The organism is Marinococcus sp. LNHM3E3-2.2, assembly GCF_056034385.1.
The window spans coordinates 148,546-166,148 of sequence record NZ_JBQLIC010000005.1; the positions used below are offsets into that span (position 1 = coordinate 148,546).

The following is a 17,603-nucleotide window of genomic DNA, read 5'->3' on the forward strand; positions in this document are numbered from 1 at the left end:
AGGTATGCCCGAGTGAAACAAGCTACTTTTATCTTCTTTTTATTCACTTGTCTGCTCAATTAACTGCTGTTCGTCCCAGACGGTCACGTCCAGTTCTCTCGCTTTTTCCAATTTAGAGCCGGCTTCTTCTCCTGCGACCACGATATCCGTATTGCTGCTGACGCTGCCGGTAACCTTTCCACCCAGTGCCTCAATACGTTCCTTGGCGTCCTTGCGGGTTAATTCCTGCAGCCTGCCGGTAAGAACGACCGTTTTACCGCTGAACACAGTATCTGTTGCCTGTTCAGATTTCCGCGGGCCTTTATATTCCATATTCAACCCGAGCCGGCGCAGCTCGCCGAGCAATACCGAAACGTTTTCCTGTTCAAAATAACTGACAATGGAATCTGCTACCTTCTCACCAATATCATAAATGGCAAGAAGCTGGTCTTTATCTGCCTGTTCAAGCGCCTCCATCGTACCGAATTCTTCCGCCAGCGTCCGGGCTGCTTTGGAGCCGACAAACCGGATGCCGAGGCCGAACAGTAAGCGTTCCAGTGAATTTTCCTTGGACGCTTCAATCGCTCTCAAAAGATTATCAACGGATTTTTCTCCCATGCGTTCAAGCTCAAGCAGTTCATTCCGGTCGAGCTTATAAATGTCTTCAATCCCAGAGACTAATTGATGCGAAAACAGCTGCTGAATCACCTTTTCTCCGAGGCCATCGATATTCATCGCCCCCCGGGAGACAAAATGAATCAACGCTTCCTGCAGCTGTGCCGGGCAGTTTGGATTCATGCAGCGAAGAGCCACTTCCTCTTCGAGACGTACAAGCTCTGTCCCGCAGGAGGGGCATTCTGTGGGCATTTCAAATTCCCTTTCATTTCCTTCGCGGAGCTCGGTTAGCACCCGCACGACCTCCGGAATAATATCTCCGGCTTTTTTAACGACAATCTGGTCTCCGAGTTTGATTCCCTTTTCCCGTATCAGATCTTCATTATGAAGCGAAGCCCGCTGCACTGTCGTTCCTGCCACCTGAACCGGCGTCAGCTTCGCCGTTGGGGTCACTACGCCGGTACGTCCAACGCTTAAAATAATATCCTCGAGCGTCGTCACCTTTTCTTCTGCCGGAAATTTATAGGCCGTCGCCCAGCGTGGACTTTTTGCTGTAAAGCCCAGGTCCTCCCGTTGGCCTAGATCGTCCACCTTGATAACGATGCCATCGATTTCATAGGAGAGCCCGTTGCGGTTTTCCGTCCAGTAGTCTACAAATTCCAGTACTTCTTCAATGGTTCGGCATTTTTTCGTTTCCGGGTTCACTTTGAACCCGAGCTGATCCATAAAATAAAGCGATTCGGCGTGCGTATTCACATCCAGCTCATCATCGTTGCCGGCACCATACAGAAAAATATCCAGGTTTCGCTTGGCCGCAATTTTCGGGTCAAGCTGCCTGAGGGAACCCGCAGCTGCGTTGCGCGGGTTGGCAAACGGCTCTTCTCCATTCTTTTCCTTGTCTTCATTCAGACTGAGAAACGAGCGCTCCGGCATAAACACTTCTCCGCGCACTTCAATATCCACTGCTTCTTCAAGACGCAGAGGGATCGCCCGGACCGTTTTCAGGTTATGGGTAATATCCTCTCCGGTTGTGCCGTCGCCCCGGGTCGCCCCGAGCACAAAGCGTCCATCCTCATAGGAAAGCGATACGGCCAGGCCGTCTATTTTCAGCTCGCACACGTATTCCACATTGTCACCGGTCACCTGGCGCACCCGCCTGTCAAAGTCACGCACATCCTGTTCGTTGAAGGCATTTCCGAGGCTCAGCATCGGAATCCGGTGCTGCACCTTGCGAAAGCCTTCCAGGGGCGCTCCTCCAACCCGGACCGTCGGAGAATCGGGAGCCTGCAGATCCGGAAAATCATTTTCAAGCTGGATCAGCTCCTGCAGCCGTTCATCGTATTCAGCATCCGGCACGATTGGATTATCTTTGACATAGTAATAATAGCCGTATTTATCCAACAGCTCACGGAGTTGTTCTACACGTTCTTCTGCTTGCTTTCTCTCCATCGGCTTCGTCCTTTCTACGCTTTTTCAATTGGGGCAAACGTGGCCATCAGCCGCTTGACACCTTCGCTCGGAAAAGCAATATCGAGTTCCATGTCGTTGCCTTCACCTCGTACGCTGACAACGGTGCCGGTTCCCCATTTTTTGTGCTTAGCCTTGTCGCCAATATTCCAGGAAAGGTCACTGCCGCCGCTTGGCGTCGGTGCTTTGCTTTCCCGGGGTGCAGCCGTCGCGGCCTGGCGCTTCCGTTCAAACGGGGAAGCCGTTTTCCCGCCGGCGGAATTCTGCTGCTTTTCTTCACGCCCGGAAATCAGCTCCTGTGGGAGCTCCTGAATGAACCGCGACATTGGGTTTGCCTGCGTTCGTCCGTACTGCATCCGCATGGAAGCGTGGGTCAGGTGAAGCTCCTGCTCGGCCCGGGTCATTCCAACGTAGGCGAGCCTGCGCTCCTCTTCCATCTCTTCGGGCTCAAACAGTGAGCGATTGTGCGGGAAGATTCCTTCTTCCATCCCAATAAGAAATACGGTCGGGAATTCCAGTCCCTTGGCGGAGTGCAGGGTCATCATAGCTACCTTGTCCCGCACGTCGGTGTCATCATTTTCATTTAGGTCAGCCACAAGTGCCAGATCCGTTAAAAAGGAAATTAACGATTTGTCCTCGCTCCGTTTTTCAAATTCCTGGGCGACTGTCATAAATTCTTCGAGGTTCTCGAGGCGGCTCTGCGACTCCAGCGAGCGTTCATTTTTCAATGCTTCCCGGTAGCCGGTTTTCTCCAGCAGTTCTTCGACCAGTTCGGTGACCGAAAGGTAGTCCTGCATCTGCATCCAATGCTTCATCTGCTCGGCAAAGGACTGCAGCTTTTTAACCGGCCCGGCGCCAAGACCAATCTGATCGGCCTCCTGCAACGCATGGATGAGGGAAATATCCTGACTCGCAGCATACTTTGTCACCTTTTCCATCGTGGAAGCTCCGATGCCTCTTTTAGGCACATTTACAATCCGCCCGAGGCTGATGTCGTCATCCGGATTTGCCACCGTCCGCAGATAGCCGAGCAGGTCTTTAATTTCTTTTCGGTCATAGAACTTGGTGCCGCCAATCATGTTGTACTCCACGCCTGATTTTACAAACATTTCCTCAATCACACGGGACTGCGCGTTTGTCCGGTATAAAACGGCAATATCACCGTGGCGTATATCCTTCTTTCTCGTAATTTCTTTGATTTTATCCACTACGTAATACGCTTCGTCGCGTTCGTTGGAGGCCTGAAAATAGTAGATATTTTCCCCGTCCGGATTCGACGTCCAAAGCGTTTTTTCTTTACGCCCGGCATTGTTTTTAATCACTTCATTTGCCGCGCGCAGAATCGTTTTCGTCGACCGGTAGTTCTGTTCGAGGAAAATCGTAACTGCTTCCGAATAGTCCCGCTCAAAGGAAAGGATATTTTGTATATCCGCCCCGCGCCATTTGTAGATGGACTGGTCTGAATCCCCTACAACGCAGAGGTTGTGACGCTTTGCTGCGAGCATATTCACGAGCATGTACTGCGCCCGGTTGGTATCCTGGTATTCGTCCACATGAATGTACTGGAATTTCCGCTGATAAAACTGCAGCACCTCCGGCACGTCTTCAAACAGCTGGATCGTTTTCATGATCAGATCGTCAAAGTCAAGGGCGTGGTTGTTCCGGAGCCGCCGCTGGTACTCTTTATACACATCCGCTGCAATTTCTTCGAACGGCCCTTCTGCTCTTTCTGCAAACTGCTTCGGTGTTTCAAGCACATTTTTATTGGACGAAATCATGCCAAGGATCGCCCGTGGTTCAAATTTTTTCGAGTCGATATTCTGATCCTTTAAGATTTGCTTGATAACAGACAGTTGGTCGCTTGAATCCAGTATCGAAAAGTTCCGGTTATAGCCGATCCGGTCGATATCCCGGCGGAGAATGCGGACGCACATCGAGTGAAAGGTTGACATCCAAATATCCTCGGCCACCGGTCCGACGAGTTTGCCGACACGCTCCTTCATTTCTTTGGCAGCTTTATTTGTAAAAGTAATCGCAAGAATTGCATAGGGCGGGATCATTTTTTCTCTAATTAAGTAAGCAATCCGGTGGGTCAACACCCGGGTTTTTCCGCTTCCTGCCCCGGCCATAACCAGAAGCGGACCTTCTGTGTGCTGCACCGCTTGTTTCTGCGGCTCGTTCATTCCGGATAACATGCGCTCAATGATTTGTCGCTGCATGATGCCACCACCTTTCATAAGTATTAAGGAACATACGTTCCTGTTTTAGTATACCGAATATTTTTGATTCACGCTACGGCCTGACCGCTTTGACGGTCTGCACTGCTCTCTTTACATCCTCATACACAATATCTCCGACTACGATGGTATCTGCGTAAGCGGCCATTTCCGCTGCCTGCTCTTTTGAACGGATACCGCCGCCGTAAAAGAGCCTTGCTTCGTGTAACGCTTCCCGTGCTTTCTGAACCATTCGCACGTCGCCATATGTGCCGCTGTATTCTATATAAAAAATCGGAAGATGAAACAGCCGGTCAGCCATCGCGGCATATGCTTCAATATCTTCGTCCGTCTGTTCCGCCCTGGCCTCTGTTAATACTGCTGCCTTGGCATCCGGATTTAAAATACAGTATCCTTCCGCTAGTACTTCCTCCTGCTCGAGCGCGGGGCCCATTTCCTTCAGTGCCTGCTGATGCAGCCCAGTAATCCAGCGGGCATCTCCTGCATTTAACACAGTCGGCACGAGGTAGCAGTCAAAGCCGGGGGTCACCGCTTCTATATTTGAGATTTCAAGCGCACAGGCAACTGGAAACCGACGCACCCGGGCCAGAAGATTCAATGTATTATCAAGGGTAACCCCGTCGCTTCCTCCCACAATGACCGCGTCTGTTCCCGACTCACATATTTGTTCTAAATTCTCGTCGCTGATCGCTTTCGCCGGATCCAGCTTAAAGACATGTTTCCATTCTGAATATGATAGCATCCTGACGTACTCCCTTTATACAAATAGATAAGCCCAGACAGGCTCCGATTTGAAGCTGCTAAGATCTGAAACGGCCAAACCTTCCGGGCCTTTCCGCTTTTCGTTCCTCAGTCTTTCATTATACCAAATCCACCGCAGTTCCTAAATAAACTTATACCGTTTCCCCCGCAAAAAAACTCCCATCCGGCAGTCCGGCGGGAGTTTTATACGCGTCTGTCTGTACGCTCTATTGTGAGTCCTGTTCCTGTTTTTCATCATGCACACGGTCGAGAGTCATTTGATAACTGTCGTTTCCATAATTCAGGCACCGTTTCACCCTTGATATGGTTGCGGTGCTTGCACCGGTTTCCAGTTCAATTTTGTGATACGTATACCCGTGCTGAAGCATTCTTGCTACTTCAAGCCGCTGGGCAAGTGATTGAATTTCATTAATCGTGCATAGATCGTCAAAAAATTCATAGCACTCATCGATATTTTTTAACGAAAGGATCGCCTGAAAGAGCTGATCGAGCTCTTTCCCCCTTAATTTGTCAATCTGCAACACACTACACTCCTTTTTGGCTACGTGACAGACGAAGGTATTTATTCATAAAGCGACGCGCAAAACAGTTTCATCCAGGCTGAAACTAGCTGATATCAGTACCTACTTTTACAGTTTAACGCATAATGGCAGGAAAGAGTACCATTTTTTTATGAACGTCATATATACCTTTTTGCGTAACCCTGATATACGGGAGATGAGTCGCTGCAAAAAATAAGAGAGAATAAACCGGATCCTCATGCGGATAGCCCCGGGTTTTCAGCGCGGCTACCATTTTTTCATGCTCAACAATAACCTCTTCCATCGGCTTCGAGGACATCAGGCCGAAAATATCCAGGGAAATATGCTCCACCACTTCCCCGTCCTCGACGAGAAAAATCCCGCCTTTATTTTTGATGAGTTCTTCGGCTGCTTTTTGCATATCTTCCTTATGCTTGCCGATCATAATAATATCACCATTGTTATTAAAGGAGGACGCGAATCCGTCCACCTTGGTTGCAAACCCTTTTAAGATCGTATTAACGCGCCATTTTCCGTACCGGTCAACGACCATGAAAAAGGACTCGTCGTGGGTTTTCCACAGCTCATCATTGTTTGCTTCAATACCGATATGGTAAGGCTTTAAAATAACGGAATTCATCAGCTCGATTCCCATCGGCATCGAAAAGTGAAAGTCGCTGTCCTTTAATTCCCACTCAATTTCAAGCGGGGTCACCCCGTACTTTTCCCATTCGAAGGGCTTTTTCGGATACAGGTTCGTTTCATTCCTGTATACCCACTGGCCTTTAGCAAGCACGGCTTCAGGCTTAGGCTCGCGTTTATCCGATAAAATATTCAGATGGGCAAGCCGCCCCGGGGCAATCATGCCGATCAAATTATCGAGACCCAGGTGAACCGCCGCATTATACGAGCCCATTTCATACGCATCGATTTCGGGCACGCCCTTGTCCAGGCAGATTTGAATGGTCCGGTCAATAACACCTTCTTTATAAAAGGCCGGGGTGGACCCGTCAGTATTCAGCGTAAAACGGCGAAAGTCCGTGATTCCGGCCTCAAGCAGCCCTTCGATCATGTCCGGAAGGTCCGGCCGGATCGAAGAGTAGCGCAGCGATGTGACGAGACCTGCATCCAGCCGGCGAAGCGCTTCCTCTGCTGTCATCGCTTCATGCTCGCCATCCACGCCGAGCAGTGCCATCTGCGTAATCGTCGATACCGAGGAGCCCGGAAGGTGTCCTTCAATCGGCTTATTCAGTTCCTTCGTGTATTGCATCCAGTGCAGGATCGTATCGTTGCCGGTCATCACTTTAGGCCACGAGGTCAGCTCTCCCCCCTGGACGACGAGCGGATGCTCCAGCCAGTCCTTCATGTTCGACGGCGAAAACCACCGGTCTTCTTCCTCCAGCTCTGTCTGGGAATCGTACCGGGCCCACCAGAACATGGACGTAGGAAGCTCCCCAAGATCTTCAATGGCAGAAAGCGCCTGGTATTTCTCCATATTTAAAAACAAAAACAAATTATCGTTCACAAGTGTAGTCGTTCCACGCACGGACGCATACTCCGCCAATGTCTGCGGGCTGTACAGCTGGAACGGGTGGGCATGTGGTTCAATATAACCCGGCACCACCCATTTTTCGCTGCAGTCGACGATTTCCGATCCGTCTGTTTTCTCCGGCCATTCAGGCCCGGCGTACATAATACGGTCGTCATATATCCATATGTGGCCGCGGCTCCAGCTTTTGCGGGCACTATTTAAGTATGTTGCATCTTTTAAAATAATAGAGGGAGCTGTTTCGCCCCTCATCACGGAAAGATGGTCTCTCAATGTTGATTTGCTCCAATGATACAGCTTATTTGCCATCCAAACATCTCTCCTCCTGCACACAGTTCGTTGCTCGATTTCATTTTCCCTATCATATCACAAATGTAAACGCTTTTTTATATTTTCAGGTGACAATTTTGAAACGTTTTCCTTTTTTACAACTGTTTTCATGATTTCACAAAAATAGTGAAACAGTTTCAGTTAATTGTCAGAATTCACTTAAAATATTAGGAAATTTTATTAAAAAACCGATAAAACTGTACTAATATTTTTATCCTGCTCATTGTAACAGAATCCTTTGCCCGGGAGAAAGAAAATGACAGGAAATATAACATAAATTTCATATTCGCTTTGCAAAGCTCATAAAAAAACTGTTTCTGCTGACGGCAGAAACAGTTTTGCTTTTCATTATTGCAGAGCCCGGAAACCAATATCGGTGCGGTAAAATAAATTACCCGTATCGAGTTCCTTCATTTTTTCATATACCTGTGCCTTCGCTTCCCCGAGGGTCGCAGCTTTCTCTGAAAGCAGCAGCACCCGGCCGCCGCTGTTTACATATACGCCGTTCTTTTTTTCCACTCCAGCGAAAAAAAGAAGAGGGCTTTCCGGCACATGATGGATGGGACAGTTCTTTTCATAGGTGCCCGGATAGCCTTTAGAAGCAGCCACTACTCCGAGTACCGCTTCTTCCGACCAGACTGGCTCCGGCCTGCCTCCGTCGAGGAGGGTTACCAAAAGTTCTGCCAGATCCGATTCGAGTCGCGGAAGCACGACCTGCGCCTCCGGGTCACCAAACCTCGCATTAAACTCAATCACTTTCGGTCCTGCAGACGTCATCATTAATCCGGCATATAGGACACCGGTGAACGGCGCGCCTTCCTCCATCAGGCCGGAGGCTGCCGGCTGGAGTACTTTTTCCACCGCTTCATCGATGTCTTTTTGAGTAAATTGAGGAACGGGACTGTAAGCACCCATTCCTCCGGTATTGGGCCCTTCGTCGTTATCATATGCACGTTTATGGTCCTGCGCAGCTACCATTGGCACGACCGTTTCACCGTGTACAAAAGCCATTAAAGACAGTTCTTCGCCCTCTAAAAATTCTTCAATGACTACTTCGGCTCCCGCTTCGCCGAACTTGTGGTCTTTCAGTACTTCTTCGAGCGCCTGCAGCGCTTCGGCTTCGGTCATCGCCACGGTGACCCCTTTCCCGGCAGCCAGACCGTCTGCTTTAATAACAATCGGCGCTCCCTGGCGGCGTACATAAGCCTCTGCTTCTTCATATTTTGAAAATGAAGCATAGGCGCCGGTCGGAATATGATAGCGTTCCATGACTTCTTTCGCGTAGGATTTACTTCCTTCAATCATAGCTGCTTTCTCACCCGGACCAAACACACGCAGCCCTTCCTGCTCAAAACGGTCGGCAAGCCCGGCCAAAAGCGGGGCTTCCGGCCCGATCACAGTCAGCTCCACCTTCTTTTCCTTTGCGAAGGCAACCAGGCTTTCCTGATCACTTTCCGCTATGTTCACGCATTCCGCATAATTCTCCATACCGTCATTACCCGGCGCTGCATACACGCGGGTCACACTCGCACTTTTTGCAAAGGCATAAGCGAGGGCATGCTCCCGGCCGCCTGCTCCTACTACTAAGACATTCATCGCCATCCTCCTGTTCGAAAACCGTTATATTCACGCTTCACTGGTTTCAAATAAAAGCCCGGGAAGCCATTTCCCGGACCTTTCTGCCGATTTTAATGCTTAAAATGGCGCATACCGGTAAACACCATAGTGATTCCCAACTCGTTGGCCCGGTCGATGGACTCCTGGTCCCGGATCGAGCCGCCCGGCTGAATGATCGCTGAAATCCCCGCTTCCCCGGCTGTTTCCACCGTATCCTGCATCGGGAAAAAGGCGTCGGAGCCAAGTGCGCTGTGCACCGCTTCTTCCCCAGCCTGGTCAATGGCAATCCCCGCCGAGCCGACCCGGTTCATCTGACCGGCCCCAATGCCTATCGTCTGGACATTTTTCGTCAATACGATCGCGTTGGATTTAACATGCTTTACTACCTTCCAGGCGAGCTTCAGGTCTTCCCATTCGGCCTCTGTCGGTTCCCGCTCCGTTACCACCCGCACGTCTGCGTCCAGAAATCCACCGGTATCCTCATCCTGCACAAGCAGACCGCCGTGAATGGATGTCAGCTGCGAACGCGGCTCTGCAAATCCCTCGAGCGTTACCGTCAGCAGACGGATATTTTTCTTCTGCGTCAGCAGATCAAGAGCTTCCTGGGAAAAACTCGGGGCGATGACAATTTCAAGGAATATTTCCTTGAGCTTCTCTGCGATGGCCTCAGTCACTTCACCGTTAAACGCAACAATGCCGCCGAATATCGAGACTGGATCTGCGGCATACGTTTTGTCGTAAGCTTCTTCGAGTGTTTCCCCAATCGCGACCCCACACGGATTCATATGCTTCACGGCTAACGAAGCCGGGTGCGTAAACTCACGGATCATGCTGAGCGCTGCTTCAGCATCATTAATATTGTTGTAGGAGAGCTCTTTGCCGTGCAGCTGGAAAGCATTTGCAATCGAGCTGAGCGGCCCGATCGGCTCCCGGTAAAAGGCTGCCTCCTGGTGAGGATTTTCGCCGTAGCGCAGATCCTGCTTTTTCTCATACGTCACGGTATACATTTCGGGATGCTTTTCTCCGGCTTCCCGGGTTAAATAATCCGCAATTAACGCGTCATAGGAGGCAGTGTGCCGGAAAACCTTGGCCGCAAGTTTTTTGTTCGTCTCAGCTGACACCGCTCCGCTGTCGTTTAATTCTGTAAGCACGAGCTCATAATCGTCCGGATCCACGACGACCGTAACGTCTTCGAAGTTTTTCGCCGCGGCCCTGAGCATCGTCGGGCCGCCGATGTCGATGTTTTCAATGGCGTCCTCAAACGACTTGTCCGGGTTTTCGATCGTTTTTTTGAACGGGTACAGATTTACTACCACAAGGTCAATCGGTTCGATGCTGTGCTCCTTCAGCTGGGCTGTATGAGCATCATCGCTGCGGCGGGCAAGCAGTCCGCTATGTATGTTCGGATGCAGCGTCTTCACCCGGCCGTCAAGTATTTCCGGAAAGCCGGTAACGTCTGAAATACCCGTGATCTGCACACCACTTTCCTCAAGTACGCGGCTCGTTCCTCCTGTGGAGATAATTTCAATTCCCTGCTTTTCAAGGCTTTTGGCCAGGGGAACAATGCCCTCTTTATCTGACACACTAATTAATGCTCGTTTCATGAATGGTTGGCTCCCTCCGTGTTGGTTTGCACTGTTTTAAGGGGACGGGCAATCCACTGCTGGACAATTTCCGGATAGAGCCGGTGTTCGACAGCCTGGATACCGGCTGTGAGTGTCCCCAGCGAATCCGTCTCTTTTACATGCAGCGGCTCCTGCGCAATGATGCTTCCAGTATCCATGCCTTCATCGACATAATGAACCGTGACCCCGGTCACTTTTACTCCGGCATCCCACGCCTGCCTGATGGCATCTTTTCCAGGAAAAGCCGGAAGCAGTGACGGATGAACATTAATCATACGCCCGCCGTATTCCGTAAGCAGCGTATCGCCGATTAACCGCATGTAGCCTGCAAGCACGATCCGCTCCGCCCCTTTAGCATATAATTCCTTTACGATTTCAGTTTCAAACGCCGCCTTGTTTTCGTATTCCTTCGGCGAAAAAGCGAACACCGGAATGTCTTCTTCTTCGGCAAAGGCAACGACCGGGGCTTGAGGCTTGTCACAGACAATCAGCACAAATTCCGCTTCGAGCCTCTGCTCCCGGGCTGCACGAACCAATGAACGGGCATTTGAGCCGGTGCCAGAGGCAAATAAAGCGAGCTTCATCAGCACGTCGCCCCCTTCACCTGCACACCGCCGCCATCAGTCACTTCCCCGATGGCCCACGCCTCTTCCCCGGCCTGCTTCAGCGCCTCGAGCATGCTTTCTTTTTCCGCAGCTGGTACAACCGTCATTAAACCGATGCCCATATTAAAGGTGCCAAACATATCCTCCGGAGACAAATGACCCTCGTTTTGAATGAAGGGAAAAATCTCCGGCTGTCGCCAGCTGTTAACGTCAAACATCGCGCCGCAGCCGTCTGAAAGCATTCTCGGAACATTTTCAAAAAAACCGCCGCCGGTAATATGAGCCATACCTCTGGCTGTTCCTGCCTGCTTAATTACCTTCGCAGCATTCACGTAAATCTTCGTTGGCTCGAGAAGCTCTTCTCCGAGCGGACGCTGAAACGGCGGTACCGTGTCGTTCATCGTAAACAATCCCTCTTCAAACAAAACCTTTCGCACAAGGGAAAATCCGTTACTGTGCACGCCTGAGGAAGCCACCCCGATAATTGCGTCTCCGGGTTCCGCTTTTGATTCAGCCAGAATATCCGCTTTCTCCGCCGCACCTACGGCAAACCCGGCCAGATCATATTCTTCTTCGCTGTACATTCCCGGCATCTCGGCGGTTTCTCCGCCGATAATGGCACAGCCTGCCTGCGCACAGCCATCTGCTACACCTTTCACGATCTGCTCAATTTTTTCCGGGTCTGCTTTTCCCAGTGCCAGATAGTCCAGGAAATAGAGGGGATCGGCCCCCTGGACGGCGATATCATTTACACACATCGCCACTACATCCTGGCCGATCGTGTCGTGCTTATCCATTTGAAAAGCAAGCATTAATTTCGTACCGACACCGTCTGTGCCCGATATGAGCACGGGCTCTTTGTAAGGAAGTCCGGAAATATCAAACATACCGCCAAAACCACCGAGAGCCCCCATCACTTCCGGGCGGCCAGTACGGGCAATGTGTTTTTTCATCCGCTCTACCGCCTGGTATCCTGCTTCAACGTCTACACCGGCCCGCTTGTAAGCTTCAGACATCCGTAGGCCCTCCTTTGTTAACCATTCATAATTTTATCGTGCGGGTGGAGCGTATCGTCATAAATTTCTGTAGGGTATTTGCCGGTAAAGCAAGCGAGACACTGACCGCAGTTCGGCTCGCTCTTGTCCCGGCCGATGCCGTTCTGCAGGCCTTCAATGCTGATAAATGAGAGGGAATCCGCCTCCATCAGATCGCGCATTTCATCGACGGTGTAATTCGAAGCAATCAATTCCGCTTTCGTTGACGTATCTATTCCGTAAAAGCATGGGTGCGTAATCGGAGGTGACGTAATGCGTACGTGCACTTCGGTGGCTCCCGCATCTTTCAGCATGCGGACGATCCGTTTGCTTGTCGTTCCGCGGACAATTGAATCATCCACCATGACAACCCTTTTGCCTTCCACGACCCCGCGGACGGCCGAAAGCTTCATTTTCACACCCTGCTCCCGCAGCGCCTGCGAAGGCTGGATGAACGTCCGGCCGACATACCGGTTTTTAATCAGCCCAAGTTCATATGGCGTGCCGGTAGCTTCGGCATATCCGATAGCGGCGGAAATCGAAGAGTCCGGCACTCCGGTCACTACGTCCGCTTCCACCGGTGCTTCTTTAGCCATTTCTTTACCAAGATTTTTTCTGGCCGTATGCACATTAATATTGTCCACATTGGAATCCGGACGGGCAAAATAGACATATTCCAGGCTGCAGATCGCCCGGGACGTAGAGGCTGAAAACAGCTCTGACCGCATGCCCGAGTCGTCAATGCTGACAATTTCTCCCGGCTGCATGTCCCGGACGTACTCAGCACCGATCACGTCAAACGCACACGTTTCCGAAGCGACCACGTACGTGTCTCCAATTTTCCCAATTGTAAGCGGACGGAGGCCGTTCGGATCCATGGCGCAAAGCAGCTTGTCCTCGGTCATCACCGCAAAAGCATATGCTCCTTCAATATAGGAGAGGGCATCCTTCAGCTGATCCTCAAAGCGGGTTTCATCGCTCCTCTTGATCAAATGGGCAAGCACCTCGGTGTCTGAGGTGGATTGAAAAATGCTTCCTTTTCTCTCGAGTTCCTCTTTCACGTGGTTGGCATTCACAAGGTTTCCGTTATGCGCAATCGCAAGTCCCGTCGTCTGTGACTGAAAAAGCAGCGGCTGGCAGTTCACAAGACCGCCTCCGCCTGCCGTAGCGTAGCGTACGTGTCCGACAGCTGAGCTTCCCTGCAGCTGTTCAAGGTCTCCTTCTTTAAAGGCTTCCGTAATAAGACCGAGTCCTTTGTGGCTCGACAGTTTATCGCCGTCGCTGACGACGATGCCTGCCCCCTCCTGGCCGCGGTGCTGCAGACTATGCAGCCCGTAATAGGTCAGCTGTGCCGCCTCCTCGTGATTCCAGACAGCAAACACACCACATTCTTCGTTTAAGCCTTTGATTTCACCAAGCATGGAATAGCTCCTTTCCAGGCGTTCTCCAACTCCTTGGCAGAAGCTTGAAGAATCGTCTCTCCCGATTCTTTGAGTAAGTGTAATGTCGCTTCTTCTGTCACTCTGCCGGCGTATCTTGCGTCTGGCACTGTCTGTTCAAAGGCTTTCCGGTTTTCCGGTGTTACCGAAATCACATAGCGTGACTGCGTTTCAGCAAACAATTCATTGACAACATCCCCGGCAATTACTGCTTCCGCTCCGAGTCCTGTGCCAAATGTGCTTTCCGCAAGGGCAACGCCGAGACCGCCTTCGGATACGTCATGCGCCGACTGAACCAGTCCTTCCTGAATAGCCTTTAACACGTCGCGCTGTCGCCTGTCTTCGGTGTCAAGATCAAGCTCCGGAGCCCGGCCATCAATAGACCCGGTCTGCATTTCCTGAATCTCGCTGCCGCCAAAGTCTTCCCCTGCTTCCCCGATAATATATACAGCATCTCCCGGTTGCTTAAACTCCTGGGTTGTAATATGGGCAAGCTCTTTAATCAGCCCTACCATGCCAACGACCGGCGTCGGATAGATCGCGCCGTTCTGCGTTTCGTTGTAGAGGGATACATTGCCACCGATAACCGGTGTTTCAAGGGTTTTGCACGCTTCAGTCATTCCATCAATCGACTTCTCAAACTGCCAGTAGATTTCCGGTTTTTCCGGATTGCCGTAGTTCAGGCAGTCAGTTAGACCGAGCGGAAGCCCGCCTGAGCAGATGATGTTGCGGGATGCTTCTGCAATAACGATTTTCCCGCCCTGCTCCGGATCAAGTCCGAGGTAGCGTGCATTGCAGTCAGTCGTCATCGCAAGCGCTTTGTCTTTACCACGCACGCGGAGTACCGCTGCGTCAGATCCCGGCAATACGGCTGTGTTGGTGCGGACCATGTAATCATACTGGTCGTAAACCCATTCCTTGCTGGCGACCGTCGGCTGCTTTAACAGGTCCGTGAGCGTTTCCTTCGCATCATTAACGTCCGGTCTCCACGCTTCCTGCTGCTGGCGTTTGCGGAATGCTTCGGGTTCCCGCGACTCAGGATAATACACCGGCGCGTCTTCAGCCAGCGCATCCACGGGTACGTCCGCCACCTTCTCCCCGCCGTGCCAGAGCACAAGGCGCTGATCATCAATCACACTTCCGATTTCCGCTGAATGAAGCCCCCAGTGGCTGCAGATATCATGAATTTCTTTCTCTTCTCCCTGCTTGACGACCAGAAGCATCCGCTCCTGGGATTCGGAGAGCATCATTTCATATGGGCTCATGTCGAGCTCCCGCTGCGGTACCGTATCAAGGTTCATTTCGATCCCTGACCCCGCCTTGCTGGCCATTTCTGCTGAAGAAGAAGTCAGCCCTGCCGCTCCCATGTCCTGAATCCCGACAAGCGATTCACACTTCACGAGTTCGAGGCATGCCTCAAGCAGCAGCTTTTCCATAAATGGATCACCGACCTGCACGGAAGGACGCTTGCTTTCCGATTCGTCGCTGATTTCTTCCGAAGCAAAAGTAGCTCCGTGGATACCGTCTTTCCCGGTGCTTGCACCGACATAAATAACTGTATTTCCGGCGCCGCTTGCAATACCTTTCTGAATATCCTTATGGTCAATGAGCCCGACGCACATTGCGTTGACGAGCGGGTTGCCCTCATAGCTCGGGTCAAACTGCACTTCGCCTCCGACTGTCGGCACGCCGATGCAGTTCCCGTATCCGGCAATCCCGGCGACAACCTCTTCAAATAAATATTTTACCCGCGGCTTGACGAGTTCTCCAAAACGAAGCGAATTCATAATGGCGACCGGGCGCGCCCCCATTGAAAATACGTCCCGGAGAATACCGCCTACTCCGGTGGCTGCACCCTGGTAAGGCTCAATCGCTGACGGATGGTTGTGGCTTTCCATTTTAAACACAACCGCCTGCTCGTCGCCGATGTCGATGATGCCGGCACCTTCCCCGGGCCCCTGCAGCACGCGCTCTCCCTCTGTCGGAAATTTTTTCAGCTGGGCTTTGGAATGCTTATAGCTGCAGTGCTCCGACCACATGACTGAAAACAGGCCAATTTCTGTATAGTTTGGCAGGCGCCCGAGAATTTTTTTAATCATTTCGAATTCTTCGTCTTTAACGCCCATTTCCTGATAGATTTTTTCCTGTTCAATCTGCTCTGCGGAAGGCTCAAGTAGTAAGGACATGGGATTTCCTCCATTGCTTCAATATTGACTGAAAGATTTTCAATCCGTCGTCACTGCCGAGAATCTGATCGGTTGCTCGTTCCGGGTGCGGCATCATGCCCATCACGTTGCCCTGTTTGTTTACAATGCCGGCAATTGCCTCTTTGGAACCGTTAAAATTATCTTCATAGGTGAATACAATCTGGTTGTTAGCCTGCAGATCCTTTAGGGTCTCGTCGTCGCAATAGTAGTTTCCTTCACCGTGAGCGACCGGGATCGTAATTCGCTCGTCCCTCGCGTATTCGGAGGTAAAGCCGGTTTCATGATTCGCCACCGCTAGGCGGGCCGGGCGGCAGATAAACTTCAGCGACCGGTTCCTCTGCATAGCTCCCGGAAGCAGTCCTGCTTCAAGCAGCACTTGAAATCCGTTGCATACGCCGAGAACCGGCTTGCCTTTTTCCGCCTGCTCCACGACGCTCGCCATAACCGGAGCAAAACGGGCTATAGCCCCGGAACGAAGGTAGTCTCCGTAGGAAAATCCACCAGGCAGAAGAATACCGTCATAATCCGCGACGCTTTCTTCGGTGTACCAGACTTTATCCACCGGCTCCCCGAGACCTTCCTGGATTGCATAATACATATCGTCATCACAGTTGGACCCTGGAAACACGATCACTGCGAATCTCATCAGGACACGCCCTTTCCGATCGTATACGTGTAATCTTCAATCACCGGATTGGACAGGAGCTTTTCACACATTTCTTCGATCCGGGCTTCAAGGTTGCTTCCTTCCTCTACTTCGAGCTCAATATACTTGCCGGTCTGAACAGATGCCACTTCATGGTACCCCATTGTCTGCAGGGCATTTTCAATCGTACTTCCCTGCGGGTCAAGTACTCCCTCTTTTAATGTCACATACACTTGAACGTTAACCATGTGCAGCTCCTCCTAATCGCTGTAATATTTCGGTATAGCCTTCCTGAAGAGAACCAATCCCGTAACGGAACAAATCTTTATCAAACTTCTGGCGGGTTTCTTTATCCCACAGCCGGCACGTATCCGGAGAGATTTCGTCGGACAAAAGCAGCTTTCCGTCCTCTGTCATGCCAAACTCAATTTTAAAATCAACAAGCAGCAGGCCGTGGTCGGAGAAATGCTTCCAGAGCGTTTTATTCACATGTTCGGCCATCTGCTTCATGTCCTTAACCTGCGACGGAGAAGCGGCCTGCAGCAGCCGGATATGATCATCGTTAATCAACGGGTCCCCAAGCTCGTCATCCTTGTAGTAGAATTCCACTACCGGCTGGTCGGTTTCAGTACCTTCTCCGATACCAGTGCGGCGGTGGAGACTGCCGGCGACAATATTACGTACTACAACCTCAAGAGGGATAATCGTCGTCTTCCTGACCGCCTGTTCGGTTTCAGAGAGCCGGTCCACGAAGTGGTTATTTATGCCTTCTTCATGAAGCTTTTGAAACAGCAGGGAAGAAATTTCATTATTCAGCTTGCCCTTCCCAACCAGCACTTCTTTTTTCTCCCCGTTAAACGCGGTGGCATCGTCTTTGTATTCTACCCAGAGCGTATTTTCCACGTCTGTTTCATACAGTTTTTTGGCTTTTCCTTCATACAATAGAGCGCGTTTTTCCATCGCAGGCTCC

Annotated in this window: 14 protein-coding genes; all 14 read right to left on the reverse strand. The window is 51.1% G+C overall.

The window, feature by feature from the left end; all coding sequences use genetic code 11:
* Positions 1-39 precede the first annotated feature (39 nt).
* The 14 genes from ligA to purC all read right to left on the reverse strand — a co-directional run bounded on the left by ligA (position 40) and on the right by purC (position 17,593).
* Positions 40-2,043, reverse strand: coding sequence for an NAD-dependent DNA ligase LigA (ligA, locus tag ACTRXF_RS09060; RefSeq protein WP_474278781.1), 2,004 nt, complete (start codon positions 2,041-2,043; stop codon positions 40-42).
* Positions 2,044-2,057: 14 nt separating this feature from the next.
* Positions 2,058-4,280 carry a DNA helicase PcrA gene (pcrA, locus tag ACTRXF_RS09065; protein ID WP_474278783.1) on the reverse strand — a complete coding sequence of 741 codons (2,223 nt, stop codon included), beginning with the start codon at positions 4,278-4,280 and terminating at the stop codon, positions 2,058-2,060.
* Positions 4,281-4,353: 73 nt separating this feature from the next.
* Positions 4,354-5,040 (reverse strand): heptaprenylglyceryl phosphate synthase, encoded by a 687-nt coding sequence (gene pcrB, locus ACTRXF_RS09070; protein WP_474278785.1) that lies wholly within the window; start codon positions 5,038-5,040, stop codon positions 4,354-4,356.
* A gap of 226 nt (positions 5,041-5,266) precedes the next feature.
* Positions 5,267-5,581: a YerC/YecD family TrpR-related protein gene (locus tag ACTRXF_RS09075; protein ID WP_022793704.1), complete on the reverse strand. Its 315-nt coding sequence runs from the start codon at positions 5,579-5,581 to the stop codon at positions 5,267-5,269.
* Between the two features lie 115 nt (positions 5,582-5,696).
* Positions 5,697-7,439: an adenine deaminase C-terminal domain-containing protein gene (locus ACTRXF_RS09080; protein ID WP_474278787.1), complete on the reverse strand. Its 1,743-nt coding sequence runs from the start codon at positions 7,437-7,439 to the stop codon at positions 5,697-5,699.
* A 369-nt stretch (positions 7,440-7,808) separates the two neighbouring features.
* Positions 7,809-9,056, reverse strand: coding sequence for a phosphoribosylamine--glycine ligase (gene purD / locus ACTRXF_RS09085; RefSeq protein ID WP_474278789.1), 1,248 nt, complete (start codon positions 9,054-9,056; stop codon positions 7,809-7,811).
* A 92-nt stretch (positions 9,057-9,148) separates the two neighbouring features.
* Complete coding sequence (gene purH, locus ACTRXF_RS09090; protein WP_474278791.1) at positions 9,149-10,681, reverse strand: bifunctional phosphoribosylaminoimidazolecarboxamide formyltransferase/IMP cyclohydrolase; 1,533 nt, start codon at positions 10,679-10,681, stop codon at positions 9,149-9,151.
* Complete coding sequence (gene purN / locus ACTRXF_RS09095) at positions 10,678-11,289, reverse strand: phosphoribosylglycinamide formyltransferase (protein WP_474278905.1); 612 nt, start codon at positions 11,287-11,289, stop codon at positions 10,678-10,680. The genes purH and purN overlap by 4 nt, the downstream gene beginning before the upstream one ends.
* On the reverse strand, positions 11,286-12,323 hold the full coding sequence (gene purM / locus ACTRXF_RS09100) for a phosphoribosylformylglycinamidine cyclo-ligase (protein WP_474278793.1): 1,038 nt from the start codon (positions 12,321-12,323) through the stop codon (positions 11,286-11,288). Before purM ends, purN begins: the two co-directional genes overlap by 4 nt.
* A gap of 17 nt (positions 12,324-12,340) precedes the next feature.
* Positions 12,341-13,762 carry an amidophosphoribosyltransferase gene (purF, locus tag ACTRXF_RS09105; RefSeq protein WP_474278795.1) on the reverse strand — a complete coding sequence of 474 codons (1,422 nt, stop codon included), beginning with the start codon at positions 13,760-13,762 and terminating at the stop codon, positions 12,341-12,343.
* On the reverse strand, positions 13,738-15,966 hold the full coding sequence (purL, locus tag ACTRXF_RS09110) for a phosphoribosylformylglycinamidine synthase subunit PurL (protein WP_474278797.1): 2,229 nt from the start codon (positions 15,964-15,966) through the stop codon (positions 13,738-13,740). Before purL ends, purF begins: the two co-directional genes overlap by 25 nt.
* Positions 15,950-16,633 (reverse strand): phosphoribosylformylglycinamidine synthase subunit PurQ, encoded by a 684-nt coding sequence (gene purQ, locus ACTRXF_RS09115; RefSeq protein WP_322526092.1) that lies wholly within the window; start codon positions 16,631-16,633, stop codon positions 15,950-15,952. Before purQ ends, purL begins: the two co-directional genes overlap by 17 nt.
* A complete protein-coding gene (gene purS, locus ACTRXF_RS09120) occupies positions 16,633-16,881 on the reverse strand; it encodes a phosphoribosylformylglycinamidine synthase subunit PurS (RefSeq protein ID WP_474262465.1) in 249 nt (82 codons plus the stop codon). The genes purQ and purS overlap by 1 nt, the downstream gene beginning before the upstream one ends.
* Complete coding sequence (purC, locus tag ACTRXF_RS09125) at positions 16,874-17,593, reverse strand: phosphoribosylaminoimidazolesuccinocarboxamide synthase (protein WP_474278799.1); 720 nt, start codon at positions 17,591-17,593, stop codon at positions 16,874-16,876. The genes purS and purC overlap by 8 nt, the downstream gene beginning before the upstream one ends.
* Positions 17,594-17,603 lie beyond the last annotated feature (10 nt).

What these genes read in the sequence shown, in the direction of transcription:
- ligA (WP_474278781.1), bottom strand. Translation starts at nt 2,043, where the DNA reads ATGGAGAGAAAGCAAGCAGAAGAACGTGTAGAACAACTCCGTGAGCTG.
- pcrA (WP_474278783.1), bottom strand. Translation starts at nt 4,280, where the DNA reads ATGCAGCGACAAATCATTGAGCGCATGTTATCCGGAATGAACGAGCCG.
- pcrB (WP_474278785.1), bottom strand. Translation starts at nt 5,040, where the DNA reads ATGCTATCATATTCAGAATGGAAACATGTCTTTAAGCTGGATCCGGCG.
- ACTRXF_RS09080 (WP_474278787.1), bottom strand. Translation starts at nt 7,439, where the DNA reads ATGGCAAATAAGCTGTATCATTGGAGCAAATCAACATTGAGAGACCAT.
- purD (WP_474278789.1), bottom strand. Translation starts at nt 9,056, where the DNA reads ATGAATGTCTTAGTAGTAGGAGCAGGCGGCCGGGAGCATGCCCTCGCT.
- purH (WP_474278791.1), bottom strand. Translation starts at nt 10,681, where the DNA reads ATGAAACGAGCATTAATTAGTGTGTCAGATAAAGAGGGCATTGTTCCC.
- purM (WP_474278793.1), bottom strand. Translation starts at nt 12,323, where the DNA reads ATGTCTGAAGCTTACAAGCGGGCCGGTGTAGACGTTGAAGCAGGATAC.
- purF (WP_474278795.1), bottom strand. Translation starts at nt 13,762, where the DNA reads ATGCTTGGTGAAATCAAAGGCTTAAACGAAGAATGTGGTGTGTTTGCT.
- purL (WP_474278797.1), bottom strand. Translation starts at nt 15,966, where the DNA reads ATGTCCTTACTACTTGAGCCTTCCGCAGAGCAGATTGAACAGGAAAAA.
- purQ (WP_322526092.1), bottom strand. Translation starts at nt 16,633, where the DNA reads ATGAGATTCGCAGTGATCGTGTTTCCAGGGTCCAACTGTGATGACGAT.
- purS (WP_474262465.1), bottom strand. Translation starts at nt 16,881, where the DNA reads ATGGTTAACGTTCAAGTGTATGTGACATTAAAAGAGGGAGTACTTGAC.
- purC (WP_474278799.1), bottom strand. Translation starts at nt 17,593, where the DNA reads ATGGAAAAACGCGCTCTATTGTATGAAGGAAAAGCCAAAAAACTGTAT.